The sequence below is a fragment of the Sphaerochaeta sp. S2 genome (assembly GCF_016406725.1).
Lineage (GTDB): Bacteria > Spirochaetota > Spirochaetia > Sphaerochaetales > Sphaerochaetaceae > Sphaerochaeta.
Genome location: NZ_JAEKNT010000508.1, coordinates 1 through 5,301 on the forward strand (window position 1 = coordinate 1; position 5,301 = coordinate 5,301).

Annotated in this window: 5 protein-coding genes; 1 reads left to right on the forward strand and 4 read right to left on the reverse strand. The window is 43.3% G+C overall.

What is annotated here, in order from left to right; genetic code table 11:
* The 4 genes from JF818_RS14875 to JF818_RS14890 all read right to left on the reverse strand — a co-directional run.
* On the reverse strand, positions 1 to 569 hold a 569-nt coding region (locus JF818_RS14875), incomplete at its 3' end, for a transcriptional regulator (RefSeq protein ID WP_370570351.1).
* A 193-nt stretch (positions 570 to 762) separates the two neighbouring features.
* On the reverse strand, positions 763 to 1,428 hold the full coding sequence (locus tag JF818_RS14880; RefSeq protein ID WP_233067955.1) for a LysE/ArgO family amino acid transporter: 666 nt from the start codon (positions 1,426 to 1,428) through the stop codon (positions 763 to 765).
* A gap of 142 nt (positions 1,429 to 1,570) precedes the next feature.
* Positions 1,571 to 1,900, reverse strand: coding sequence for a hypothetical protein (locus JF818_RS14885; RefSeq protein ID WP_198892779.1), 330 nt, complete (start codon positions 1,898 to 1,900; stop codon positions 1,571 to 1,573).
* A gap of 141 nt (positions 1,901 to 2,041) precedes the next feature.
* On the reverse strand, positions 2,042 to 3,214 hold the full coding sequence (locus JF818_RS14890) for an ATP-binding protein (RefSeq protein WP_198892781.1): 1,173 nt from the start codon (positions 3,212 to 3,214) through the stop codon (positions 2,042 to 2,044).
* Between the two features lie 844 nt (positions 3,215 to 4,058).
* On the opposite strand from JF818_RS14890, the gene JF818_RS14895 reads away from it, so the two are divergent.
* Positions 4,059 to 5,301, forward strand: a 1,243-nt coding sequence (locus tag JF818_RS14895) for an ATP-binding protein (protein ID WP_198892783.1), incomplete at its 3' end; no start/stop codon positions are given.

A 5,301-nucleotide genomic window follows, 5' to 3' on the forward strand; every position in this document is an offset into this window, starting at 1 on the left:
GCATCATAGGGAACACATACAATATCCTGTGCCTGTAGCTCTCCTATCCTAATCCAAGCAGAAGCTGCTCCTATGTTTGTCTCAAAACAATCAGAACGCCTGGCAGCAACTTTTGGATCCATCCAGACATCCTTCCATGCATCAACACTAGCTACCCCATAGAATCGTAACGACTCCCCTACCATATCTGCCTTTGAGGCAGATGCGTCTATCATACCTCGGACAATCAATTCCTTCGTAGGAATACCATGCAACCAATCTATGCTTTGCTCATAACTTTTCTTCTGCTTGATCTTCCTTCGTTGCTCCTGGTATTGAAGTTCCAAAGTATTCCATATCCGGGCGGGAACACCGGTGACCATTTCCAACCTATCTGCTGTTTCATAGGTGATGGGCTGTAGTCCTTTGATGATTCGAATCATGGATTGCTCTGTCAGACCACACCGTGTTGCACACTCCTTCAGTGTCATTGAAAGGGTTTCAAGAACTTCAGCCAAGGTTTCTCCAGGAGCAACTGCATAGTCTGGGGTAAACTGATATGTATGCTTAGTTAGTTTCTCATCGTTCATTGCTGATTACCCCACCAATCTAATAATTTAGTTAACATGATATGTTAATCATAATATCACTGGCAAAAGAAAGATGCAAACTATATGTACCTAGGTAATCGAATACAGGTCCTTGACTTCGCTATCCAACAACAACTTGTTGTAAAGTACCAATCACGTGTCTTTGTGATGTGAAGAATCAAATACATTTATCTTAGAAAAGGCTCTTCATTGCATCCAGAATTCCTGCAAACTCCAACAAGGAATAGGCAATACGCCACATGATGAGGAAGATCAGACTATAGAGAATTCTCCAAGTAATTGTCCGCTTGAAAAGAGGAGCAAGAACTGCAGCCCCATAGGACAAGAGGAAGAACCAGAGAAAAGACGCCGAAACAGCCCCTCCTGCAAAAAGGTACCTACTCTGCCCAACATAGGTACTGCTGATACTTCCCAGGAGCACCACCGTATCAAGATAGACATGGGGGTTCAAGAGAGTAATTGCCAAGGTGGTGAGCACTATCTGGGCTCTACTTGTTTCACTATGTTCAGTCTCCGCTAAACCCTCAACAGGTTTGAGTGCGGTCAACAAGTTCTTCAGGCCATACACAAAAAGAAAGAGAGCGCCTCCGCCGGCAGCAACGGTAAGCAGATGGGGTGATTGGCTGATAATACTCCCTACCCCTGCAACTCCCAAGGCAATAAGCACTGTATCCATGAGAGAACAGATAAGTGCAACAAGAAAACGATGTTGCTTCTTGATACCTTGGGTAAGAACGAACGCATTTTGCGCACCAATTGCGATAATAAGGCTGGCTCCAGTTGCCATACCGGTGAAGTAAGGGAGTTCCATGGCATACAGCGTATACAGAAGTGGCATGGTATGCAAAGCAGGAAAGCTCTATCTTAAGTGAAAAGATGCAGAATTAGGATACCTCATCATTTCTGAATGGGTAGAGGTGATGGGCGATGGTAGTATATGCTAAAACTTCCTAAATACAGACGGTTGCTTCCGGTTCTGCTCATAACTCCTTCCATGTACGAACAAGAGCTCGCATTTCCATGATAGATAGCTTGAGCATTTCACCAGCCCGGCCCATCGATATAATCTCCCTCTCATAAGATTCTCGCACAAAACGAGCGAAACGCTCCTCCATAAGGTCGCTGAAATCAAGCCCATGAGGGTCCTCTTTTGCAACCAAATCTGGAGATTCTGCTCTCAAGGAATTTGGTTCAAAATATCCTTTTAGATCATGTTTATACTTAGCAGAATATTCCTGTCGAAATCTGATAATAAGATTGGTATAGGAAGAGGATTCTCCAATCTGAAACAGCCTATAGAGAATTGTCATATAGCTTACTTTAAAGATTCTCTTTACTTTCAGTACTCTATCAACATAAGCAAGACCCCTAAAATGATCTGTTGCTCAGAAACAACACGAAACGGGATAAACCTTCCTCTTTCCCATACTCCAGACTTTTTCATGAATTGGCTACACAATCTTCCCATCCCAAAGAAGCTGTAGGAAATATTTCCAAGGCATGACTTCAATACCATTTTCCAACTTCCTTGGCCGCTCTTCGCAGCATACCAGAATGTATCGACCGCATATCCCTTCCTCCATGAAAGCCTTCAGTCCTCGGTAATCCTTGGAATCTGCCTTTTTGGTGGTTTTGGTCTCAATTGCTACTTTCTCTCCTAGCACAAATTCAACCTCAAAGTTGCTTGTGGTCCTCCAATAGCTAAGGACTTCTTTGCTCTGGATGTAATCGAGGTAGGAACGTAGCTCCATGAACACATAGTGCTCGAAAAATGCACCATATTCTGTCTGGATTGAGGTGGGGACAGGAGCATTCTGCAGCGCTCTGGCTACTCCAAGATCAAAGAAATAGAACTTAGGCATCCCATAGGTCTTTCTCTTCTTTCCATTGGTGAAGGAAGGGAGTTCATACCCGATCAGGGTGTCAACGAGGACCTGATACCAACCGGTAACAGCTTGTCTGGAGACACCAACATCGCTGGCAATATTGGTAAAGTTGATCATCTGTGTGTTTGATAGGGCGGCTACCTCTAGGAATCGTGAGAATTGGGGAAGTTTCCTTGTAACTCCCTCTGCCTGGATCTCCTCGTTGAGGTACAAAGCAACATAGTCGTTAAGTTCCTCATCAGGATGTTCAGAACAGAAGGCTGAGGGCAATAAGCCTGACTGGAAAATCCTTTCCAAAGTATAGTTGGTGTCTTGTATCTCTGGGAATACCAAAGGATGCATGGTGATATGACCGGCTCTTCCTCCCAAGAGATTGACTCCGCCTGAACGAAGTTTTCTTGCGCTTGAACCGGTGAGCAGGAACCGGATATTCCTCTCTTCAATGAGAAATTGCACTTCCTCCAGCAGCAGTGGCGCTTTCTGGATCTCATCGATCACCACGAGGCAATCATGCAAGTCGCGAGCTTCAATTTCTTCCTTGAGAATGCCTGGATCGGAGAGTACTCTCATCCGAAGCCTACCGTCAAGCAAGTTCCAGCTAAGGCTCACCCTGTCTTGCAATTCATTGCGAATGTAGGTGGTCTTTCCTGTCATACGAGGGCCTAAAAGGAATTGCGACTTGGTAGCGAGTCTTTCATTCAACCTCAGGGTACGTTTGATATATGCATCTCTTTTCATTGAAATTGCCACTCCTAATTAACATATATCATGATATACGCTATTAGTGTTTGCGTCAAATAAAAACTTTCCGTATCCATATCAGAGATTAGGGGTTGGTATCACAAGAGATTTCGAGGAATGGTGTTAACCATTCTTTGGGTACATCCATATATGGTAGACAAGGATTGCTGAGACGGGGGGGTATGGGGCTGCCTGATGACCTTGTCGGGAAAAATCGGAGTATCCTATTAAGCGACAACGCAAAATCCGAATGGTGGATTTGTCATTTTTTTTACACGGATGGAAATACTGAAGATACTCCCCTGTTCACCAGATCCTATTACCATGAGGGTAGGACAGCTGAAGTTGGCAGTTTGCTTACCGCTCAAGACAGAAAAACCTCCCTAAGGAGGCAATATATATAGAAGACTTCCAAGAAAGTCGACCTTGAATAAAATCGGGCAAGTGCCCTCATTCCCAGGTATGTATTCTGGATGGAAGCCCTGTACCCAAAGATGAGGGAGAAACGACAAAGTCTGTTCCTGTTTCCCAGATCCGGTACAAAGATCCTGTCTTTCAGAACCATTCCCAAACAAACCCTTGGAAGGAAGAGGCCACTGAGAGGAAGTTTTCCATCCGCTCTATGGTCTGTTGCTTTGATGTAACCCCGAATACATGAAGAAAGTATGTAAGAGGTATGAAACAAGCATGAATTGTTGCTGATCATAGAATGAAGATACTAATCCTCCCAATTTTATTCTACTTTTTGGGTCATTTTATTTTTACTAATCCTCCCAATTATTTCCTACTTTTTGGTTCAGTTTTAGTTGTTTGATACGATTTAATGGTTTAGAATACCTATATGATAATAACCAATAAAGAGTACTTGCCTAGGTTGATCGACCTGTATATGCACGATGTTCTTCACATGAGAGGGGCCGTTCTCATTGAAGGTATCAAGTGGTCTGGGAAGACAACATCTGCTAAAAGGCATACCAAAAGCCTGATTGATTTGTCAGTTAATTCTGAGAAAGAAAGGGCGGAGTTTTTGGTACGAGAGAATCCTGACCGACTCTTTTCTGAAGACACCCCAATTCTTATAGATGAATGGCAAAAGGTTCCTTTGCTTTGGGACACAATAAGAAATCAAGTAGATAAGCGTACTGCCTTTGGACAATTTATTCTTACAGGTTCAACATCACAGACAAAGGCTGCAGAAACGCTTCGTGCACACTCCGGGACTGGTCGAATTGGAAAGATCCATATGCATACGATGAGTTTATGGGAGTCTGGAGATTCAACCGGGGAAGTGTCGATTGACACTTTATGGAAGGGAGTGAGAAAAGTGTATGGAGAAAGTAAGCATACTGTAGCTGACATCGCTTTTCTTTGCTCTCGGGGAGGTTGGCCGGAAGCATTGAGAATGCGCAAGGATTTATCCTTGAAGCAGGCATACCTGTATATTGATGAAATCTGTGAAAGTGACATCAGAAATGTTGATGGACATAGGAGATCTGCACAGAAGATGAGAAAGGTCTTGCAGTCATATTCAAGATTTTCCACCTCAGATGCCCCAAATACAGCAATAGAAAATGATGTATTTGATATTTCAAAAAATACCCTTGCTGACTATCTTAAAGTTCTTGAGGATCTTTTCATTACCAATGAAACAGAGGCTTGGAATCCAAATTTCAGATCAACTACAGCAATTAGACAGTCGAATACCAGATATTTGGCAGATCCTTCAATTACAACGGCTGCCCTGAAGATGGGACCGGAAGATTTATTGAACGACTTACAGACTTTTGGTTTGATTTTTGAGACCCTTTGTGTAAGAGACCTCAAAGTGTATGCACAGGTACTTGATGCGGATGTTCTCCATTATCGCGATGCGGCGGGCCTTGAATGTGATGCAGTATTCCATGGCAGAAACGGAAAATATGGATTGATTGAAATCAAACTTGGGCAGAATCGTGTTGAAGAAGGGGCTACAAATATTCTAAGGCTGGCAAAGAAAATAGCAGCTTCAAATCAGAAGATTCCAGATTTTCTCATGGTTCTGACAGGAACAGGATTTGCTCACCGTAGAGAAGATGGCGTGTATG